Genomic DNA, 20164 nt, shown 5'->3' with positions numbered 1-20164 from the left:
TCATATTTTTGATATTGCTGAGCTAAATTAGTACTTAAGATTTGACGATATTGATTAGTTAAGCGTGTTTTTGCGCTTAACTTTTAGAGTAAACACCCAGCAGTTTTTTTAACGGCAACCCGATTTCACGCAGGAGAACACCATGGCTTTCCAACAGGGTTTAAGTGGCCTTAACGCCGCTTCCAAAAGCATAGAAGTGATAGGTAATAACGTCGCCAATGCTAGCACCGTCGGTTTTAAGCAGTCCCGCGCGGAGTTTGCCGATGTTTATGCCAACTCACTGGGCGGCGGCAGCGCCTCCAAAATAGGTATAGGCACTAAGATTGCCGCAGTGACGCAGCAGTTTACCCAGGGCAATATCTCCAACTCCACCAACCCGCTGGATGTGGCCATCAACGGTAATGGTTTCTTCCGTATGAGCGATAACGGCACTATCAGTTATGCGCGTAACGGCCAGTTCCAACTCAGCAAGGAAGGTTATATCCAGAACGCCTCTGGCCAGCGCCTGACAGGTTATTCCGTGGTGAATGGCGTGGTGCAAACCGGGGCACTGACCGAGTTGCAGATTGATGCCTCAGACCTGGCACCAAAACCCAGCACCCAAATCACTGGGCCTTTGAATCTGGATTCACGCGCTGACATCAAGACCGTGGCCGCTTTCAATATCAATAACCCTAGTACTTACAGTCACGCTACCCCGATAGAAGTGTTTGACTCGCTGGGTAATTCGCACAGTGTGCAGTTGTACTACGTCAAGACTGCCGCCAACGAGTGGAGCATTATGGCAAGCGCCGATGGCGCACTGACACCAAACACCACGCCACCAACGCCGATAGGCACAATGAGCTTCACTGGCAGCGGCATCAACCCCACTATTACCACCTCGCCTATCAGTGTGCCTGTGACCACTGGCGGCACAACGCCACTTTCCATTTCGCTTGATCTGACAGGCAGCACGCAGTTTGCCAACTCTTTCAATGAAAGTGATTTGTTCCAGGATGGCTATGCCGCCGGACGTTTGTCCAGCTTTAGCGTAGGCGCTGATGGCTCCATTCTTGGCCGTTACTCCAATGGTCAAAGCTCGGTGCTCGGTCAGGTGGCGCTGGCCAACTTCCGCAACCTCAATGGTCTGCAACCGCTGGGTGACAATCTCTGGGCTGAAACATCTGACTCTGGCCCTCCAATTGTAGGTGTGGCCAACTCTGGCGGTTTGGGTGTGTTGCAGTCTTATCGCGTGGAAGAATCCAACGTGGATTTGACGGCTGAGCTGGTGAATATGATCACCGCGCAGCGGGTTTACCAAGCCAACGCGCAGACCATTAAGACCGAAGATCAGATCATGCAGACGCTGGTGAACCTGCGCTAGGTTTGATGCTTAGTCTTAACCTGTCTGTAATCTAGCCAAAAAGGAACCGTCATGGACCGCCTGATCTATACCGCGATGACCGGCCTCAAGCACATCATGGAGCAGCAAGCCACTACGGCCAATAATCTGGCCAACTCCACGACTACCGGGTTTCGCCAGCAGATCGACAGTTTCCGTGCGGTTCCTGTATTAGGTGCTGGCCTGCCAACGCGGGCTTTTGTGGTTGATGCCACTACAGGTGCCAATTTCAATAGCGGTAATGTCTACAACACCGGGCATGAATTGGATGTAGCCATACGCGACCGTGGCTGGTTTGCCATACAGCGTGCGGATGGCACCGAGGCCTACACGCGCCAGGGCAATTTCAAGCTTAACGAAAACGGCGTGCTGCAAACCCAGGACGGCCTCACCGTAGTGGGTGATGGCGGCCCCATCACCATTCCACCGGAATCCAAGGTAGCCATCGCCAACGACGGCACGGTGTCAGCCGTGGCGACCAATGTGGTGCCGCTGATTACCAACCTTATAGGCCGTATCAAGCTGGTGAACCCGAATGAGGCTGATCTGGTACGCGGTGCCGATGGCCTGTTTGAAACCAAGAACCGTGCCCCGGTTGAAGCCGATGCTACCGTCACCGTTGCCAGCGGCGCTTTGGAAAGCAGCAACGTCAATGTGGTAGAGGAAATGGTCAACATGATCACGCTGGCACGCTCTTTCGACCTGCAAACCAAGCTATTGCAGAACGCAGAGAATAACGCCACAAAAGCCAGCCAGATCTTCAGTTTGACTTGAGGTCGCTTGATTTAGCATAGAAGCTGGTTTTAAAAGTCGTTGTAGATATTCAAGAATCTAGGCAGCCATTGCTGCCAACGCTAAGGAGTAGACCATGATACGTTCGCTATGGATCGCCAAGACTGGCCTGGATGCCCAGCAGACGCAGATGGATGTGATTGCCAACAATCTCGCCAACGTCAGCACCAACGGCTTCAAGAAAACCCGCGCCGTATTCGAGGATTTGCTCTACCAGAACATACGTCAGCCTGGCGCACAATCATCCCAGCAGACACAGTTGCCCAGCGGTTTGCAGCTCGGTACTGGTGTACGCCCTGTGGCCACCGAGCGCATTCATACCATGGGTAATCTGCAACAAACGGGTAACTCCAAGGATGTGGCGATTAGCGGTGATGGTTTCTTCCAGGTGCTGTTACCTGATGGCACCACCGCTTATACGCGTGACGGTGCTTTCCAGGTGGATAACCAGGGTCAGTTTGTAACTTCCAGTGGCTTTACCGTACAACCTGCCATTGTGGTACCCCCGCAGGCACAAAGCCTGACCGTAGCGCGTGACGGGACTGTTTCTGTGGTGCTGCCTGGGGCTACTGCTGCGGTGCAGATTGGCTCATTCCAGTTGGCAACATTTATCAATCCGGCTGGTTTGCAGTCACGTGGCGAGAATCTCTACGTTGAAACTGCGGCCTCGGGTACACCCAATATCAATCAGCCTGGCTCTAATGGCACTGGCATGCTGATCAATCAATACGTAGAAACTTCCAACGTCAACGTGGTGGAAGAGTTGGTGGGCATGATACAAACCCAGCGCGCTTATGAAATCAACAGCAAGGCCATCTCAACCTCGGATCAGATGTTGCAACGCCTGTCGCAGCTATAACTAGATTGAGCAGTTTGAATTGCCGTAAAGGAATGACCATGCGCACCCATACCATCACCAAGCATTTGTCACTGGCCCCGAGAACCTGGCTGGCGCTGGGGCTGCTGCTGCTAGGCAGCGCCTGTGCCATTCCTCCCACCACCATCACCAAAGGCCCCAGCACCACACGCCCACCCATGCCCAGCAGTGCGGCCTATAACAGTGGCGGCATTTACAACCCCGCCACCTATAGACCCTTGCTGGAAGACAAGCGTGCGCGCTTGGTAGGTGACACTGTGGTGATCAATATTACCGAGAACACCACCGCCACCAAGGCTGGCACCAACTCTGCCAGCAAGACTGGCGAAGTGACCGCAGGCATTCCAAGCTTTTTGGGCCGCACTTTCCCGCGCTTGAGCGGCAGTGGCAGTTCGGATTTGTCGTATAACGATGCCGCCGCCTCCAACTCACGCAATGTGTTTACTGGCACCATCAGCGCCACGGTGATGGAAGTGTTACCCAATGGCAATATGATAGTCAGCGGCGAAAAACAGGTGGCCTTTGACCGTGGCACCGAGTTTGTCCGCTTCTCCGGTGTGATAGACCCCATGTATATCTCGGCGGGTAACAATGTGCCCTCCAGCCGGGTGGCCGATGCGCGTATTGAATACCGTACCAATAGTCAGATAGACGCGGCCCAGGCCATGTCTATTCTCACCCGCTTCTTCCTCAGCGTCGCACCATTGTGAGCCGCATCATGAACATGAACAGAACTCTGCTGGCTGCCCTGCTCTCGCTAGGCAGCCTATTGCTTGCCAGCCCAGCCTCGGCCGAGCGCATCAAGGACCTGGCCAATATCCAGGGCGTGCGTAGCAACCAGTTGATAGGCTATGGCCTGGTGGTTGGCCTGGATGGCACGGGTGACCAGACCACACAAACCCCATTCACGGTGCAAAGTATTATCAGCATGATGCAGCAGATGGGCGTCAACCTGCCCGTGGGCACCAATCTGCAATTGCGTAACGTGGCCGCCGTGATGGTCACCGGGACATTGGCGCCTTTTGCCCAGCCAGGACAAAACATGGATGTCACCGTGTCTTCCATGGGTAATGCCAAAAGTCTGCGCGGCGGCACGCTGCTGATGACGCCACTCAAGGGTGCGGATAATCAGGTTTACGCCATGGCACAAGGCAGCTTGCTGGTTGGCGGGGCTGGTGCTGGTGCCAGTGGCAGCAGCAGGCAGATCAATCACCTGAGCGCTGGGCGTATTTCCGCCGGGGCCACGGTAGAACGCGCCGTGCCCAGCCTGCTGACGCAAAGCAATACCGTGAATCTGGAACTCAAGGAAGCCGATTTCTCAACCAGCAGTCTGGTGGTAGATGCAGTCAACAAGCGCTTTGGCGCTGGCACCGCCACGCCGCTGGATAGCCGCGTCATTCAAATCACGCCGCCTAATAATCTCAATCGGGTTGCCTTCCTTGGCAATCTGGAAAATCTGGACGTCAAACCTTCGCAAGGCATGGCTAAGGTGATTCTCAACGCCCGTACTGGCTCTGTGGTGATGAATCAGGCTGTGACGCTGGATGACTGCGCCATTTCGCACGGCAATCTCTCGGTGGTGATTAACACTGCCCCTGCCATCAGCCAGCCCGGCCCTTTCTCCAACGGCCAGACTGTAGCCACCCCTGTATCTCAGGTTGAGATCAACAAGGAACCCGGCCAGGTGATCAAGCTGGACAAAGGTACTTCACTCTCTGACGTGGTCAAGGCGCTCAATGCCATAGGTGCCACACCGCAAGATCTGCTGGCGATTCTGCAAGCCATGAAGGCGGCGGGTTCACTGCGTGCCGAGCTGGAAATTATTTAACGGCGCAGAATGACTAGCCCCATATGACCACCACGCCAGCCTCTAACACCGATCTCAGCAGCCGCATTGCCGCCGATGCTAGCAGCCTTAACTCGCTGAAGCAGGCAGCACGCGAAAACACGCCGGAATCGGTGAAGGAAGCCGCCAAGCAATTTGAAGCGCTGTTCGTCAATATGATGCTAAAAAGCATGCGCGATGCCACCCCCAAGGAAGGTATCTTTGATAATGAGCACAGCCGCACTTTCACTGGCATGCTGGATCAACAGCTCAGCCAGAAGATAGCCAACCGTGGCCTGGGCCTGGCCGATATGCTGGCCAAGCAGATGCAAGGTGGCATGAACGCTGGCGTCAGCCCGGAGTCTCTTGATTTAGAGTCTGGTGCAAGCAAATCTGGTGCAGTGGATGAGTTTGCCTTATTGCGTAATATGAGCCGCAACGCCAGCGCTGCCAGCAAGGCGGGCGTGAATTCAGCTATAGCACCCGTTCAGGCCGATGTGCCGCAAAATGCGCGTGAATTCACCGCGCAAATGCAAGCCCATGCCGAGGCCGCCAGTCAGGATAGCGGTATACCCGCACACCTGATGCTGGGTCAGGCCGCGCTGGAAAGTGGTTGGGGCAAGCGCCAGATTATTGGCAGCGATGGTACTGCCAGCAACAATCTGTTTGGTATCAAGGCCGGGGCCAACTGGAAAGGCAAGACCGTGGATGCGGTCACTACCGAATATATCAACGGTGTACCACAGAAACGTATAGAGAAATTCCGCGCTTATGATTCTTACGCGGATTCATTCCGCGATTTTGCCAACCTGATGCAAAGCAACCCGCGTTACAACAACGTGCTGGAAAACACTGGTAATGCAGCAGCTTATTCTCAGGCGCTACAAGATGCTGCTATGCCACAGACCCCAATTACGCCAGTAAATTGAAGCGTGTGATTGCCAGCATTGCTCCAGCCTGAGGTAAAGTTTTTGCGTTTTGTGCCGTTCAACTCTTAACAGCTACATCGAGCGCCATGCATCATGTCCAATATATTCAACATAGGTAAGACCGCCCTAAACGCTGCCCAGGTGGGTATCAGCGTGACCGGGCACAATATTGCCAATGCGGGCACTGATGGCTATTCGCGCCAGACCATAGTGCAGTCCAGCGCTCAGGCGCAGAACTGGGGCTTTGGCTATATAGGCAACGGCACGCAGATTGATACCGTCAAGCGCGTTTATAACGAGTTGCTGACCAAACAGATCAACAACAGCCAGTCCATCACCAGCGCCATCAATACCCAACTCTCCAGCATCAACCAGATCAACAACATGCTGGCGGACTCCACCGCAGGTCTTTCTCCGGCAATTCAGAGTTTCTTTGCCTCGATTAATGATCTTTCTTCCGCGCCCAATGATGCCGCTTCACGCCAGGCCATGCTCTCCAACAGCGAAGCCCTGGTCAGCCGCTTCAAGAGCCTAGGCGATAGACTGCAGGAAATGCAGAACACGGTTAATTCACAGCTGTCTTCCAGTGTGAGTTCCATCAACAATTACGCCAAGGAAATTGCCAGGCTTAACGAGTCTATTGATGCTGCCATCAACAGTACTGGCCAGCCACCGAATGACCTGATGGACCAGCGCGACAAGCTGGTGCTGGACCTCAACAAAGAGGTCAAGGCTTCTGTGGTGGTGCAGGATGGCACTAAATACAATGTGTTTATCGGCAACGGAATTCCGCTGGTTTCCGGCTTGACTGCCTACTCTCTGACTACAGTCAATTCCCCAACCAACCCTGGCCGACTGGAAGTGGCCTATCAGAGTGGCAGCACCACCTCGATACTTGCAGAAAGCAGTCTGCAAGGCGGTGTGCTGGGTGGCCTGATTGAATACCGCAGCGAAGCCCTGGATAAAACCCAGAATACTCTCGGCCAGATTGCCGTAGCCATGGCGGAATCCTTTAACACCCAGCACCGTCAGGGTTTGACCAATAACGGCGTGCCCGGCGGCGATTTCTTTACCATTCCCGGTCCTACGGTGAATGCCAATGGCTTTAATACGGGTAACGCGGTGGTCAGCAGCAGCATTACCAATGCCAATGCACTCACTGCCAGTGATTACCGCCTGAGTTATGACGGCAGCAACTACAGCATTACGCGCACCAGTGACAATGTGACGCAAACTTTCAGCAGCCTGCCGCAAACCATAGATGGCGTCAGTTTCACCCAGACTTCGGGCACCATGAACAGCGGTGATGAATTCATTATTCGCCCCACTGCCAATGCTGCCGCCAATATTGAAGTGGCGGTAAAGCAGATAGGTGACATTGCCGCTGGCGCGCCTGTGATCGCCACCAGCGCCGCTGGTGCCAATACTGGCACTGGTGCCATCAGTGCCGCCACCGTCAGCAGTGGCTATGCAGGCTCGCCTTTAGCTAGCCCGTTTACCTTGAGCTATAACGCGGGCAACCTGAGCGGCTTCCCTGCAGGTCAGGCCATCACCGTTACCACCACCGCAGGTGCCACCACCACCTACCCGGCTGGTAGCACCGTGCCTTACAGCGCAGGCGCCACCATCAGCGTGGCGGGCATCAGCTTCAGCCTTTCTGGCAGCCCGGCCACAGGTGACCAGTTTAGCGTGAGCGCCAACAGCAGCAATGCGCCTGGCGATAACCGCAATGCCTTGCAATTGGCAGCCCTGCAGACGCAAAAAGTCATGAGCAATGGCACCGCCAGCTATCAAGATACCTTTAACCAGTTGGTGAGTTATGTCGGCAACCGCACCCGTGAATTGCAAATCACCGGGGCTGCCGAGCAAACCCTGCTGACCCAGACCATCAATGCCCAGCAATCTGAATCCGGCGTTAACCTCGATGAAGAGGCCGTGAACCTGCTGCGTTATCAGCAGGCTTATCAGGCGGCAGGCAAGGTTATGCAGATTGCAGGCACTTTATTTGAAACCCTGTTGGCAATCAGGTAAGGCCTGAATAAGGGAACCATCATGCGCATCAGTACCAATACCATTTTCCAGAACGGCATCAGCAAAATCTCGCAGATTCAGGCAGACCAGGCCAAGTTGCAGGAACAAATCTCAGCCAAAAAGCGTATCCTCACCCCGGCTGATGACCCTGTGGGTGCGGCACGCTCGCTGGAAATCCAGAACTCGCAGAGCATCAACACCCAGTACGCGCGCAACCGCCAGTTTGCCGAGAACAATATGAATGCTGTGGAAGGCAATCTGCAAAGCGTTACCGATGCGCTGATTGCGATGAAAGATAGATTGGTTCAGGCTGGCAATGCCTCTTACGACGATTCCCAACGTGCTTTTATTGCGATTGAACTGCGCAATGACCTGCAAGCCCTGATAGGCTTGGCCAATGCCACTGACGGCAGCGGCAATTATTTGTATGGCGGTTATCAAACCAACACTGCACCCTATACCCAGAGTGCAGGCGGGGCCACTTACAATGGTGATAATCAGGTGCGTCAGGTGCAGGTAAGCAGCAGCCGCCAACTGGCCGTTACCGAGACTGGCCCCAATGTGTTTCAGGCCAACGGCAATGATGTATTCGCCACCCTAACGCAGATTGCCAACCTGCTGGACACACCAGTGACCAACCCCACTCAGGCGCAAGCGCTCAGGGATGGTCTGGATGCCGCCAACAACAGCATTCAAAGCACCATGGATACGGTGCTGACCGTACGCGCACGTAATGGCTCATCGCTGGGTGAGCTGGAATCACTCAATACCGATGGCAGTGATCGCGATCTGCAATACGCCAAGTCGCTCTCAGAACTACAAGATCTGGATTACGCCCAGGCGCTGTCTGACCTAGCCAAACAGCAAACCGTGCTGGAAGCAGCGCAGAAATCGTTTGTAGCCACCACTAGTTTGTCCTTGTTTAACCTGATTTAGCCTTTGCATCAGCATGCTAGCTTCAGCCTGGTTAAGAAGGCTAACTGGAAAACCTAGTGAGCAAAATAAGTTTTCCACTAAAAATGCCCGATAGCTTGATCGGGCATTTTCATTTTGGGCGGTGAATACCCAGATATTGATTATTCCCTGTTTATTCCGGCATTTGCTGGCTGGGCTTCTGTTATATAGTGAACCCCTCATCTATTAAAAGTGGCTTTCTCATGTCTCAAGTGCACACCTGCCCCGTCTGCGACGCCAGCGCTTATGCCTTTGATGTGGTGGATTTCAACAAGTCTTGCGAAGAAGGCAATGGCTTTTATCTGCCCTTGGCCTGTGTGCCCATCTACTACTTCCGCTGCGAGCAATGCCACTTTTGTTTTGCGCCGGAATTTGCCGAATGGCAGCCCGAAGATTTTGCCAGCCATATCTATAACGAGGATTACATCAAGGTAGACCCGGAATATGTGGCGATACGCCCACAATCCATGGCCAAGCAGATGCAGGAGCTGCTGGGTGCTCAAAGTGCTGAACTCCAGCATCTGGACTATGGCAGCGGCAGCGGGGTCATGAGCCAGTTGCTACGTGAGCAGGGCTGGCAATCCAGCGCTTATGATCCTTTTGTACATACAGACACCGACCCGGCCAGCCTGGGGAAATTTAATCTTATTACCGCTTTTGAGGTGTTTGAGCATGTGCCGGATGTCAACAATCTGATCTCGCGCCTGGCAGGCTTGCTAGAGCCGCAGGGGATTATGTTGGTCAGCACCTTGGCATCGGATAACAATATTGTCCCTGGGCAAAGACTCAACTGGTGGTATGCAGCGCCTCGCAATGGTCATATCAGTCTGTTCTCGCTCGATAGCCTGCGCAGGCTGGGTGCCAAGCAAGGATTGCATTTTGGCTCGTTCTCTAGCGGCTTTCATGTGTTCTGGCGCGAGGTTCCGGCCTGGGCCAGCCACCTTATCAAGTAGCCTCAGCGTGGAGAAAGCAGTGAGCACCCTGATAGCGCATTAATTGCCGCTAGCGCCTTAATTGCTAGCGCCTTAATTGATAAATGCGTGCATGCACACAAGACTAGATCAGCAGGAAAGAAGCAAACCCCATCACAGCGCCTATGGCCGCACCTGCCAGCACATCACTGGGATAATGCAGCCCAAGTACCACCCGCGACATGGCCACCAGGCTAGCAAACGGCAGTATCAACCAGCTCAGTTCAGGGTAGTAACTAAGCGCTACCACACTGAAGACGACAGCATGCAGGGTATGGCCTGAAGGGAAGCTGAATTTATCCAGTGGCTTGCCCGCGAGCCAGACATCCTGGTGCACGGCATATGGACGAGGCCGCAGGGTTTTGCCCTTGAGCCATTTGTAGACCAGGGTGCCGCTCAGGCCAGCCACTATCATGTGCAATACTGGCAGAACTCCATCCATCCCCTGGGTGAGAATGATTCCGGCCATGATGGCATACCAGAACATGCCATCACCGAGGCGGCTCACTAGGCGGAAACCCCAGCGCACCAGCCGATAATGACTGCTGCGATTGACCTTGATGCAGAGTGCACTATCCAATGCACAGAAGCGATCTCGATAGATTGTCAGGCGACGGTTATGCATGGGCGCAGATTCGCATGTCTGCATGACAAATCCGCGACAGTCTGCTGAATATATGATGACAACAGACCAAGATGACGGCAGACAATTCCACCATCATCTTGGCTGAAGACTAGAGTGCTACTTGCTTCACCACTTCGGCGATTTCTTCTGCCAGACGCTGTACCAGCGCCCTGTCCTGCCCTTCCACCATGACGCGGATTTTAGGCTCGGTGCCTGAGGCACGCAGTAGCACGCGACCACTGCCGTTCAAGGCTTGCTCGGCTTTTTTCACTGCGGCCTGTAATGGTGGGTTATCGTCAAGCGCCAAGCGCTGCGCGACTTTAACGTTGATCAGCACTTGTGGGTAAAGCGGGAGTTCAGCGCCAAAATCAGCGAGCGTTTTGCCTGAGTCACGCAAGGCATGCAGCACCTGTAGCGCGGCGATAATGCCATCACCACTGCTGTGCTTATCCAGGCAAAGTATATGACCGGAGTTTTCGCCGCCCACTTGCCAGTGATTGCTATTGAGTAATTCCAGCACATAGCGATCGCCCACCTTGGCGCGCTGGAAAGGGATGCCTGCCTTGGCCAAGGCATGCTCCAGCGCCAGATTGGTCATCAGGGTGCCGACTACACCGCCGTTGAGCTTGCCCTGGGCCTGCCTGTGCATGGCGATGATGTAGAGCAACTGGTCGCCATCCAGCAAACGACCTTGACCATCGACCATGACCACACGGTCACCATCCCCATCAAAGGCAATGCCCAGGTCTGCCCTGTGCGTAAGCACAGCCTGTTGCAGGGCTTCAGGATGGGTAGAACCTGCTTCCAGGTTGATGTTGAGGCCATTGGGCTCAACACCTATGCTGATGACCTCTGCCCCCAACTCATGAAACACTGGCGGGGCCACATGATAAGTGGCGCCATGGGCACAATCGAGCACAATTCTTAAACCACGCAAATCCATGGCATTAGGGAAGGTGCTTTTGCAGAATTCAATATAACGTCCAGCGGCATCATTGATGCGCTTGACCCGGCCCAGTTGCTCGGACACCACCAGATTCATGGGTTGATCGAGCTCGGCTTCAATGGCCTGCTCTACCTCATCTGGCAGCTTGGTGCCCTGAGCGGAGAAGAATTTGATGCCGTTATCTTCAAACGGATTATGCGAGGCGGAGATCACCACGCCGGCCTGCGCACGCTGGGCACGGGTGATATGCGCAATGGCTGGGGTGGGCAATGGCCCGGTCAGGCGTACATGCACCCCGGCGGCACAGAGGCCAGCCTCCAGCGCAGACTCGAACATATAACCGGAAATCCGCGTGTCCTTGCCTATGATGACGGTAGCTTGCTGCCAGCCGCCAGGTTGTGGTCCATGCGCGTGAGTACACGGCCTGCGGCATAGCCCAGGCGCATGACAAAATCTGGCGTAATCGGGAATTCACCGACCTTGCCACGTACACCATCGGTACCAAAGTATTTTCTGCTCATCGTTATGCTCTTGTTTTTAAGTATGGCTCAGGCGCTGGCCTGGGCATGAATCACGGCATCGGTCACCTTGAGGGCATCGACGGTGGCTTTGACATCATGCACGCGCACAATGCGCGCGCCCTTCATCACGGCAATGACTGATGCCGCAAGGCTGGCATGCAAGCGCTGATCTACATCGCTGCCTATAATCTGCCCCAACACTGACTTACGTGACAAGCCTGCCAGTATAGGCCTACCCAGTTCAAGAATGGCTGGCATAGCTTGCAGCAAGGCCAGGTTATGCACAGTACGTTTACCAAAACCAAAGCCTGGGTCAAGCACGATGCGCTCTGCACTGATGCCCGCAGCATGGCAAGCCTGCAATTGCTCGTGTAGAAAGGCTTTTACCTCCTGCACAACATCGGCGTAGACAGGCTCTTGCTGCATGGTCTGCGGCGTGCCCTGCATATGCATGATACAAATGCCTGCATTACCTTCTGCCGCCGCCTGCACGGCACCAGGCTGACGCAGGCCATAGATGTCATTGATGATGGCAGCGCCTGCCTTTACCGCTTGGCGCATCACTTCGGGTTTGTAGGTATCGATAGATAAGGGCACATCGACTTCCTGTGCCAGTCGCTCTATCACCGGGATCACCCGGCTCAGTTCTTCATCCAGCCCCACAGGTATGGCATTGGGGCGGGTGGATTCGCCGCCTATATCAAGAATATCCGCGCCCTCGGCTACCAGCTTCAAGGCATGTGCTACCGCCAGATCAGTACTGGCATGGCGACCACCATCGGAAAATGAATCAGGGGTGACATTGACGATGCCCATCACGCGCGGGTGCGCAAGATTTAGGCGGAACTTTCCACAGTGGAATAATGATTGGTTTTGCATAATTCTAGACGGGGGAGAAAACAATAAAGGCCACAAGTCCCGGATTGCTCGAGGTGCTTGTGGCCTTGAATACCATTAGGTTCAGGTCTTGGCGGCGGGCTGTGGTGTAGGCTCAGTAGTCGTGCCACCACCCTTGTCGTTATCGGCAGCAGGCTTGTTGCTGCTGGCCACGGGCTTGGGTGGGCGTGGAGGCTTACCCGCCATGATGTCGTCTATCTGCTCGGCATCTATGGTTTCCCACTCCAGCAGTGCGGCGGTCATGACTTCAACTTTGTCGCGGTTGTCTTCCAGCAAGGTACGCGCTACGCCATATTGCTCATCCAGAATGCGGCGGATTTCAGCATCTACCTTTTGCTGGGTAGCTTCGGAAACTGTCTTGGAAGACATGCTGCCGAACATGGAATCCTGCTCGTTGCCTGCATAGACCATAGTACCCAGGCTATCGGACATACCGTATTTGGTGACCATGTCACGCGCAATCTTGGTGGCACGCTCGAAATCGTTGGAAGCACCAGTGGACATCTGGTTCATAAAGATTTCTTCAGCGATACGACCACCGAACAGAATGGAAATCTCTTCCAGCATTTTGTCCTTGTAATTGCTGATACGGTCATGCTCGGGCAACTGCCAGGTCAAACCCAACGCCCAGCCACGCGGCATGATGGTGACCTTGTGCACAGGGTCTGCATGCGGCAACAACGCAGCCACAACAGCATGGCCAGACTCATGGTAAGCCGTATTGCGGCGCTCTTCCTCACGCATGATCATGGACTTGCGTTCTGGGCCCATGAAGATCTTGTCCTTGGCGTCCTCGAAGTCTTGCATATCCACAGTGCGCTTGTTACGGCGCGCAGCAAACAAGGCAGCTTCATTCACCAAGTTGGCGAGATCAGCACCGGAGAAGCCAGGTGTACCACGGGCCAGGATGTCAGCCTTAACGTCAGCATCCAAAGGCACTTTGCGCATATGCACTTTAAGAATCTGCTCGCGACCACGGATATCGGGCAAGCCCACCATCACCTGACGGTCAAAACGACCTGGACGCAGCAAGGCTTTATCCAGCACATCAGCACGGTTGGTGGCAGCAATCACAATCACGCCGGAATTGGCTTCAAAGCCATCCATCTCAACCAGCATCTGGTTCAGAGTTTGCTCACGCTCATCATTGCCGCCGCCTGTACCTGCGCCACGATGGCGACCTACCGCATCAATTTCATCAATGAAGATGATGCAAGGAGAGCTTTTCTTGGCTTGCTCAAACATGTCACGCACACGGGCTGCACCCACACCGACAAACATTTCCACAAAGTCAGAACCGGAGATGGTGAAGAATGGCACTTTGGCTTCGCCTGCAATGGCCTTGGCCAGCAAGGTCTTACCAGTACCAGGAGGGCCTACCATCAAAACACCGCGTGGAATGCGGCCACCCAGTTTCTGGAACTTGGTGGGGTCACGCAGGAACTCAACCAGTTCAGAGACTTCTTCCTTGGCTTCATCACAACCTGCCACATCGGCAAATGTAGTGTGATTGGAGTTTTCATCCAGCTGACGCGCCTTGCTCTTACCGAAAGAGAAAGCGCCGCCCTTGCCGCCGCCTTGCATCTGGCGCATAAAGAATACCCAGACACCAATCAGCAGCAACATGGGGAACCAGGAGACGAATATGCTCATGAGGACGGAGGGTTCCTCATCTGGCTTGGCCTCAACGGTGACGTTGTTCTTCAGCAGGTCAGATACCAACCATGGGTCGGAAGGCGCATAGGTATTGAACTTGCGGCCCTCATTGGTCACGCCACGCAGCACGCGGCCATCAATGGTGACCTTGGCAATGCGGCCATCCTTGACGTCAGTGATGAACTGCGAGTACACCACCTGGCTTTCCGAGCCGCCTTTAGGCCCGAACTGGTTGAACACCGTCATGAGCACAAGTGCCACGATGAGCCAGATAGCAATATTCTTTACGATGTTATTCAAGGTCCCGTTCCTTATCCATAGGGGAAACTACCGCTTTATTCTAAACCTAATTGCTGGCGCCTGCCCTACAATCAAGCAGGCTTGCGTTTGAGGCCCAGAAGATACACTTCACTGCTGCGATCACGCGATGCCTTGGGTTTGCGCGTCACCACTTTTTCAAAACTGCCGCGCATTGCCAGCACTATCTCGTCAAACCCCGCGCCAATAAACACTTTGACCAGGAAGTTGCCGCCCGGTTTCAGCCAGTCTCGGCTAAATTCCAGCGCCAGTTCCGTCAGGTATGCAGCATTGGCCTGATCGACAACCGCGATGCCACTCATATTGGGGGCCATATCTGCAATTACAAGGTCTACATGCTTGTCACCAAGACTTTTTTCCAGCTGCGCCAATATGTCGGCCTCGCGGAAATCGCCTTGTATGAATTCCACCCCGGGGATGGCAGGCATGGGTAACAAATCCAGTGCAATGACACGGCCCTGGCCAGCGAGACGATGGGCAGCCACCTGTGACCAGCTACCGGGTGCCGAGCCTAGATCGACTACGGTCATGCCGGGCTTGATCAAATGATCTTTTTCATCAATCTCTAGCAGTTTATAGGCGGCCCGCGCACGATAACCGTCCTTCTGCGCGCGCTTGACGAATTCATCATTCACATGTTCTTGCAACCAGGCTTTGCTGGTAGGTCGGCGTTTCATCTGCTAAACTGCGAGCCTTTTTGAATCAACAAGATAAATCAATTGAACTCCAAACAAATCAGTTTTCTGCGTGGCTTGGGCCACACCCTGAACCCTGTGGTCATGATTGGTAATAACGGCCTGACCGAATCGGTCTTGAAGGAAATCGAAGTCAGCCTTAAATCTCACGAGCTGATTAAGATCAAGGTATTTGGTGATGACCGTGATGCCCGTCTCGCCATGCTTGAAGAAATTTGCGAAAAAACTGGCGCAATTGCTGTGCATCATATTGGCAAGCAACTGGTGGTGTACCGCCAGGGTGACCCTGCCAAGATAGTCATTCCCAAATAAATACAATTCAGGCCTGCAAAAACAACAGGCAATAGCAGCTGGCTATTGCCTGACCTTGAATATCATGAGGTTCTGGCTTTAAGCACCAGCACCAGTCCTAACAGGCTTTGAATCAAGTAAGCCACGCTGGAAATGCCGTGCCAGGTTTTGAAGCGGCTGGCAAATACACTATTCATCACATCTGCAGGCAGCGCCTGGGCCTTGAGCGCCGCCATCAAGGGCTGAATGCCGAAATGGCCAGCCAGGGTCAACAGCAGCATCAAAATCACGATCCAGAAAAAGCCTTGTTTGAGTGCCTGGCTGCCAAAGCGCAGCAAGCGCTGCAACAGTAGATAAAAGGCACTGGCAAAACCGATATACGCCACCAGTGTAAACAACTCGCCTGCCAGGTTGCCCGCGAGCTGCCTATCCTGCAAATGGTGGAACAAGGCGGGAGCAACGACATAGCCTGTCGTCCACAAAGCCCCTACCCACAGGGTTACCACCACCAATGCCAATTTATCCGACCAGTTAGCCATGTCTTGAGTCCTGATATAGCGAGCGCTTAAGCGCTGGATGTAACGACTTTATGATGGTCGTTGAATCTAATGCATGCAATACCAACTGCAGTTAGATATATTGCACCGCCAGCACTTCGTAGGAGCGCAGGCCACCAGGTGCCATCACTTCGGCAACATCGCCTTCAACCTTGCCAATCAGCGCACGTGCAATTGGTGAACCAATGGAGATCTTGCCACCCTTGATATCAGCTTCGTCATCGCCAACAATTTGATAGGTGGACAAATCACCACTGTCCAGGTCTTCCAGCTCAACCGTAGCGCCAAATACGCAGCGGCCTTCCGCATTCAATGTGCTAGGGTCTATGACCATGGCATTGGACAGCTTGGCTTCTACCTCGGCAATACGGCCTTCGATAAAGCTTTGACGTTCCTTGGCGGCATCATATTCGGCATTTTCGGAAAGATCACCCAGGGCGCGCGCTTCCGCAATCGCCTGGATCACATCAGGGCGGTCCACACTGCGCAGGCGCTGCAATTCAGCCTTGAGAAGTTCGGCACCACGGACTGTGATAGGAATCTGATTCATGTCTTATTTCCTGAATTCCACTGCAAATAAAAGAAGCAATGACAACACATTAAGTCAGGCTAGCCTGAAGGTCATCAGCACAAAAAAATAAAAACCACACCCGGGGTGCGGGCGTGGTCTGCTCAACAGCTATGTTATTACTTGGGCAGCAGCTTGTGCAAGTTTTGCAGGGACTCAACTTCGAGTTCCTGGATATGCGCCATGCCTATGCAAGCAGCCTTGGCACCTGCCAGCGTGGTGTAGTAAGTCACCTTCTGTTGCAGGGCGCTGCGGCGGATTTCGTAGGAATCAGCCACGGCGCGCTTGTCTTCGGTCACATTGACGATAAAGCTGATTTCGCCATTCTTGATCATGTCGACAATATGCGGCCTGCCTTCGGCCACCTTGTTGACCGGGGTTACGCTGAGACCAGCCTCGATCAGAGCACTGGCAGTACCACGCGTAGCCACTAACTGGAAGCCCAGTTTATCGAGTGCCTGGGCAATCTCGACCACACGCTCGCGGTCTTCACGACGCACGCTGATAAAGGCGCGGCCGCTCTTGGGCAACTTGGTACCAGAACCGAGCTGGGACTTGACGAAGGCTTCGGCGAAGGTCTTGCCCACGCCCATGACTTCACCAGTGGACTTCATTTCCGGGCCGAGTATGGTGTCTACGCCTGGGAACTTGATGAAGGGGAATACCGCTTCCTTCACTGAGTAGTAAGGCGGCACTACTTCGCGTGTCACGCCCTGCTCTTTGAGCTTGCGTCCTGTCATGCAACGTGCGGCAACCTTGGCCAATTGCAGACCGCAGGCCTTGGAAACGAAAGGCACGGTACGCGAGGCACGTGGGTTTACTTCCAGCACATAAACGGTTTCACCCTGAATCGCGAACTGCACGTTCATCAGGCCAACCACGCCTAGCGCCTTCGCCATCTTCACTGTTTGTACGCGTAATTCATCTTGCAAGGCAGCGCTGAGGCTGAACGGTGGCAGCGAGCAAGCAGAGTCACCAGAGTGCACACCCGCTTGTTCTACGTGCTCCATGATGCCGCCTATGATGACGTCTTCACCATCGGACAAGGCATCTACGTCAACTTCCAGCGCGTCATTGAGGAATCGATCCAGCAATACTGGCGACTCATTGGAAACCTTGACCGCCTCGCGCATATAACGCTCAAGCTGAGCCTGCTCATGCACGATTTCCATCGCGCGGCCACCCAGTACGTAAGAAGGACGAACCACCAGCGGATAGCCGATTTCCTGCGCCAGACGCAAGGCTTCTTCCGGGGTACGGGCAGTGCGGTTAGGTGGCTGCTTGAGGTTAAGCTCTTGCAGCATCTGCTGGAAGCGCTCACGGTCTTCTGCACGGTCAATCGCATCCGGGCTGGTACCAATGATAGGCACACCAGCACGCTCAAGGTCACGTGCCAGCTTGAGTGGGGTTTGACCACCGTACTGCACGATGACACCTTGCGGTTTTTCCAGCGCGACAATTTCCAGCACGTCTTCCAGCGTCAAAGGCTCGAAGTACAGGCGGTCGGAAGTGTCGTAATCGGTAGAAACGGTCTCAGGATTGCAGTTGACCATGATGGTTTCATAACCATCTTCGCGCATGGCAAAGGCGGCGTGTACACAGCAATAGTCGAACTCAATACCCTGGCCGATACGGTTAGGGCCACCGCCCAATACCATGATCTTTTTCTTGTTGGTAGGCTGCGCCTCGCACTCTTCCTCGTAGGTAGAGTACATATAGGCGGTATCGGTAGAGAACTCAGCAGCGCAGGTATCCACGCGCTTGTAGACCGGGCGCACATTGAGCGCCTGACGGTAGGCACGCACCGCATGCTGGTCTGTGCCTAACACCTTGGCCAGACGTTTATCGGAGAAGCCACGACGCTTGAGCTGGAATACCGCATCACGGTCCAGATCAGCCAGATGCTTACCCTTGAGTGCCTGCTCACGCTTGATGATGTCTTCGATCTGCACCAGGAACCAAGGGTCTATCTTGGACAGGTCAAAGATTTGATCAATGCTGAGGCCAGCACGGAAGGCATCGCCCACATACCAGATACGCTCTGGGCCAGGCTCGCCAAGTTGTTTCTGAATTTCGTCCAGGTCTGTGGTCTTTTCATCCAGACCATCCACACCTACTTCCAGGCCACGCAGGGCTTTCTGGAAGGATTCCTGGAAGGTACGGCCAATCGCCATGACCTCACCCACAGACTTCATCTGTGTGGTCAGGCGCGAATCGGCCTGGGGGAATTTCTCAAAGGCAAAACGTGGAATCTTGGTAACAACGTAATCGATGGAAGGCTCGAAGGAAGCCGGGGTTGCACCACCAGTAATCTCGTTACGCAATTCATCCAGTGTGAAACCTACCGCCAGCTTGGCAGCTACCTTGGCAATCGGGAAGCCCGTGGCCTTGGAGGCCAGCGCGGATGAACGCGATACACGCGGGTTCATCTCAATCACGATCATGCGACCATCATCAGGATTGATCGCAAACTGCACATTGGAACCGCCAGTATCTACACCAATTTCACGCAATACCGCCAGCGAGGCGTTGCGCATGATCTGGTATTCCTTGTCGGTCAGGGTCTGTGCTGGGGCCACGGTGATGGAGTCACCGGTATGCACGCCCATGGGGTCCAGATTTTCGATGGAGCAGATGATGATGCAATTGTCTTTGCTATCACGCACCACTTCCATTTCGTATTCTTTCCAGCCCAGCAGGGATTCCTCAATCAGGAGTTCGCTGGTCGGCGAGGCTTCCAGCCCACGCTCGCAAATGGTGATGAATTCTTCACGGTTGTAGGCAATACCACCGCCGCTACCGCCCATGGTGAACGATGGGCGAATAATGGCGGGATAACCTATGGAAGCCTGTACTTGCAAGGCTTCTTCCATGCTGTGTGCCACGGCGGAACGCGCAGAACCCAGACCGATCTTGGTCATGGCCTGCTTGAACTTTTCGCGGTCTTCGGCTTTATCGATGGCTTCCTTGGAAGCGCCGATCAACTCAACATTGTATTTTTCCAGCACGCCATGCTTGGCCAGATCCAGCGCACAGTTCAGTGCAGTCTGACCACCCATGGTGGGCAGCAGCGCGTCAGGGCGCTCAATGTCTATGATCTTTTCGACGATTTGCCAGGTGACAGGCTCGATATAGGTGGCATCGGCCATTTCCGGATCGGTCATGATGGTGGCCGGGTTGGAATTGACCAGAATGACGCGATAGCCTTCTTCGCGCAGCGCCTTACACGCCTGGGCACCAGAGTAGTCGAATTCACAAGCCTGGCCGATCACGATCGGGCCAGCGCCTATGATGAGGATAGATTTGATATCGGTACGTTTTGCCATA

The 20164-nt window shown here is 54.2% G+C and carries 17 protein-coding genes and 1 pseudogene; 10 read left to right on the top strand and 8 right to left on the bottom strand.

Going from position 1 to position 20164, the window contains the following annotated elements; genetic code table 11:
• Positions 1-142: 142 nt before the first annotated feature.
• From flgE to JCM2850_RS00260, 9 genes are all read left to right on the top strand, one after another.
• The gene (gene flgE / locus JCM2850_RS00300; protein WP_025869304.1) at positions 143-1366 is read left to right on the top strand and encodes a flagellar hook protein FlgE; all 1224 of its coding nucleotides are present in this window, start codon (positions 143-145) and stop codon (positions 1364-1366) included.
• 51 nt (positions 1367-1417) lie between these two features.
• Positions 1418-2158: a flagellar basal-body rod protein FlgF gene (gene flgF / locus JCM2850_RS00295; RefSeq protein WP_025869302.1), complete on the top strand. Its 741-nt coding sequence runs from the start codon at positions 1418-1420 to the stop codon at positions 2156-2158.
• A 94-nt stretch (positions 2159-2252) separates the two neighbouring features.
• The gene (flgG, locus tag JCM2850_RS00290) at positions 2253-3035 is read left to right on the top strand and encodes a flagellar basal-body rod protein FlgG (RefSeq protein WP_025869300.1); all 783 of its coding nucleotides are present in this window, start codon (positions 2253-2255) and stop codon (positions 3033-3035) included.
• Positions 3036-3073: 38 nt separating this feature from the next.
• The gene (locus tag JCM2850_RS00285) at positions 3074-3763 is read left to right on the top strand and encodes a flagellar basal body L-ring protein FlgH (protein WP_025869298.1); all 690 of its coding nucleotides are present in this window, start codon (positions 3074-3076) and stop codon (positions 3761-3763) included.
• 14 nt (positions 3764-3777) lie between these two features.
• Complete coding sequence (locus tag JCM2850_RS00280; RefSeq protein WP_305079945.1) at positions 3778-4881, top strand: flagellar basal body P-ring protein FlgI; 1104 nt, start codon at positions 3778-3780, stop codon at positions 4879-4881.
• Between the two features lie 23 nt (positions 4882-4904).
• Entirely contained in the window at positions 4905-5807 is a 903-nt protein-coding gene (gene flgJ / locus JCM2850_RS16065) for a flagellar assembly peptidoglycan hydrolase FlgJ (protein WP_369384786.1), read from the top strand.
• A gap of 93 nt (positions 5808-5900) precedes the next feature.
• The gene (gene flgK, locus JCM2850_RS00270; RefSeq protein WP_234405999.1) at positions 5901-7838 is read left to right on the top strand and encodes a flagellar hook-associated protein FlgK; all 1938 of its coding nucleotides are present in this window, start codon (positions 5901-5903) and stop codon (positions 7836-7838) included.
• A 21-nt stretch (positions 7839-7859) separates the two neighbouring features.
• Positions 7860-8774, top strand: a complete 915-nt coding sequence (flgL, locus tag JCM2850_RS00265) for a flagellar hook-associated protein FlgL (protein WP_025869293.1) — start codon at positions 7860-7862, stop codon at positions 8772-8774.
• Positions 8775-8995: 221 nt separating this feature from the next.
• Positions 8996-9745 carry a class I SAM-dependent methyltransferase gene (locus JCM2850_RS00260; protein ID WP_025869291.1) on the top strand — a complete coding sequence of 250 codons (750 nt, stop codon included), beginning with the start codon at positions 8996-8998 and terminating at the stop codon, positions 9743-9745.
• A 103-nt stretch (positions 9746-9848) separates the two neighbouring features.
• Here JCM2850_RS00260 and JCM2850_RS00255 read toward each other — a convergent pair whose 3' ends face one another.
• The 5 genes and pseudogenes from JCM2850_RS00255 to rlmE all read right to left on the bottom strand — a co-directional run bounded on the left by JCM2850_RS00255 (position 9849) and on the right by rlmE (position 15403).
• Positions 9849-10388, bottom strand: a complete 540-nt coding sequence (locus tag JCM2850_RS00255; RefSeq protein ID WP_025869289.1) for a phosphatase PAP2 family protein — start codon at positions 10386-10388, stop codon at positions 9849-9851.
• Positions 10389-10497: 109 nt separating this feature from the next.
• A pseudogene (gene glmM / locus JCM2850_RS16060) lies at positions 10498-11855 on the bottom strand (phosphoglucosamine mutase).
• 27 nt (positions 11856-11882) lie between these two features.
• Positions 11883-12734: a dihydropteroate synthase gene (folP, locus tag JCM2850_RS00245; protein WP_025869287.1), complete on the bottom strand. Its 852-nt coding sequence runs from the start codon at positions 12732-12734 to the stop codon at positions 11883-11885.
• 81 nt (positions 12735-12815) lie between these two features.
• Positions 12816-14708, bottom strand: a complete 1893-nt coding sequence (gene ftsH / locus JCM2850_RS00240) for an ATP-dependent zinc metalloprotease FtsH (RefSeq protein ID WP_025869286.1) — start codon at positions 14706-14708, stop codon at positions 12816-12818.
• A 71-nt stretch (positions 14709-14779) separates the two neighbouring features.
• Positions 14780-15403 (bottom strand): 23S rRNA (uridine(2552)-2'-O)-methyltransferase RlmE, encoded by a 624-nt coding sequence (gene rlmE / locus JCM2850_RS00235; protein ID WP_025869284.1) that lies wholly within the window; start codon positions 15401-15403, stop codon positions 14780-14782.
• 33 nt (positions 15404-15436) lie between these two features.
• Here rlmE and yhbY point away from each other — a divergent pair, with 33 nt between their 5' ends.
• Entirely contained in the window at positions 15437-15733 is a 297-nt protein-coding gene (gene yhbY / locus JCM2850_RS00230; protein ID WP_025869283.1) for a ribosome assembly RNA-binding protein YhbY, read from the top strand.
• Positions 15734-15795: 62 nt separating this feature from the next.
• Here yhbY and JCM2850_RS00225 read toward each other — a convergent pair whose 3' ends face one another.
• The 3 genes from JCM2850_RS00225 to carB all read right to left on the bottom strand — a co-directional run bounded on the left by JCM2850_RS00225 (position 15796) and on the right by carB (position 20163).
• Positions 15796-16251, bottom strand: coding sequence for a DUF4149 domain-containing protein (locus tag JCM2850_RS00225; RefSeq protein WP_025869281.1), 456 nt, complete (start codon positions 16249-16251; stop codon positions 15796-15798).
• Between the two features lie 91 nt (positions 16252-16342).
• Positions 16343-16819, bottom strand: a complete 477-nt coding sequence (greA, locus tag JCM2850_RS00220) for a transcription elongation factor GreA (RefSeq protein ID WP_025869279.1) — start codon at positions 16817-16819, stop codon at positions 16343-16345.
• Between the two features lie 137 nt (positions 16820-16956).
• Complete coding sequence (gene carB / locus JCM2850_RS00215; RefSeq protein WP_025869277.1) at positions 16957-20163, bottom strand: carbamoyl-phosphate synthase large subunit; 3207 nt, start codon at positions 20161-20163, stop codon at positions 16957-16959.
• Position 20164 lies beyond the last annotated feature (1 nt).

The organism is Methylobacillus glycogenes JCM 2850, from assembly GCF_000617925.1.
In the GTDB taxonomy this organism is placed as follows: Bacteria; Pseudomonadota; Gammaproteobacteria; order Burkholderiales; family Methylophilaceae; genus Methylobacillus; species Methylobacillus glycogenes.
Note: the sequence above shows the minus strand (reverse complement) of the source record. Positions and strands in the feature narration are given on the sequence as shown.